A 1493-nucleotide genomic window follows, 5' to 3' on the forward strand; every position below is an offset into this window, starting at 1 on the left:
TCATTCCCGCGAAGGCGGGAACCCATCTCCTGACGGTGCCTGTTCATTCGGCATAAGATGGGTCCCCGCCTTCGCGGGAATGACCCCCTGTTTTATCCAGACAAGATCAAAACTGTAGCGCCCCGTAGTGGCCTCAGGCAGCGCTGGCGCGGCGGCGGCGCCAGTACATGAGTCCGCCCACCGCTGCGGCGAGCATGCCCAGCATGCCCGGCTCGGGCACTTCGGTGCCGCCCGAGGACGAGGAAGACGACGATCCCTCGGTCGGCGTGCCGGGGTCGGTCGGGGTCGGCGTGTAGTTGCCGGTGTAAGTGCCGACGTGCATCTCGCCGTTCTGCACGAGGCTGCCGAACACAGCCGAGCCCTGGATGTAGTTTCCGGTCGTCGCGGCCGCCCCGGGTGCCAGCACCGAGCCGCCCCATGCCGTGGTCAGCGACAGGTCCTTGGCTTCGTAGAAATTCCAGACCACGTGTTCGCCGAGGTTCTGGGTGCCGCCCAGGAAGTTGTCGTTGAGCGTGATCGACCCGCCCGAGACGTTGACGATGGCGGTGTCCGCGCCGTTGAGGTTGAACTGGATCTCGCCGATCTTGTCGAGGTCGGCGGCCGAGATGTTGAACACCGCGACGCCGTTCGCACCGGGCTGCGCGTCGAAGGTGCCGCGATTGCCGCTGATCGACAACTGGCTGTTCGCCGTCTGGGTGCTCATGTCGTGGCTGAGGCCGGTCATCGAGGTCTCGATGAGGCTCGCCTGCTGCGTCAGGTTCTGGCTGAACGACGGGTCGCCCGAGGCGAGGCCCGAGGTCACGGTGTTGTTATTGACGTTGGTGTTGCTGATCGAACCGCCGACCAGCACCGTCTGCGCCGCGCCGTTGAGGTTGAGGCCGCTGTTGACGTTGCCGCCGACGACCGCGCCCGAACCGTTGTTGAGGTTCTTCGCGCCGCCGTTGACGTCGCCCACGACCGTGAGGCCGGGGGTGCCGGTGCTCGACGCCGGAATGGCCTGGATCTGGTAGTTCGACGAATTGCCGTTGAGGTCGCCGCCGACGAACGTGCGCCCCTCGACTTCCGAGGACGAGGTGAGATCTCCCAGCACCACGAGGTTCCAGGTCTTCAGGACGTCTATCCCTGCGATCATGCCGGAATCGGCGAGGAGCGGGGTGGCTGAAAGGGCGGCAGCCATGGCGGCCAGCGAAAGCGAAACGGTACGGATGGAAGCCACGGCGTGTGTCCCGAAATGGCGTGAGTGACGACCGGGACCAGTATATTTACTTGGGGTTTTGGAAAGCGCGGGTTTTGCACTGTCCCTCGGTGGAACAGGGAAGGCCGATTACTCGCGAATTTACCAAATTTGAAGAATTGGCGTCTGGTTGTTTATTTGTGAGGTCCACCCCCAAGCCAGAGGCCCACCCCCAACCCCTCCCGCAAGCGGGAGGGGAGCAGGCCGGCGCTTCATTCTCCCCTCCCGCTTGCGGGAGGGGCCGGGGGCGGGCCTCAGT

The 1493-nt window shown here is 64.8% G+C and carries 1 protein-coding gene; it reads right to left on the bottom strand.

Annotation, left to right across the window (positions count from 1 at the left end; translation table 11 throughout):
• Positions 1-133: 133 nt before the first annotated feature.
• Complete coding sequence (locus ACYPYD_RS23840) at positions 134-1216, bottom strand: choice-of-anchor A family protein (RefSeq protein ID WP_156799810.1); 1083 nt, start codon at positions 1214-1216, stop codon at positions 134-136.
• Positions 1217-1493: the final 277 nt, after the last annotated feature.

This window comes from Novosphingobium sp. 11B (assembly GCF_054589055.1).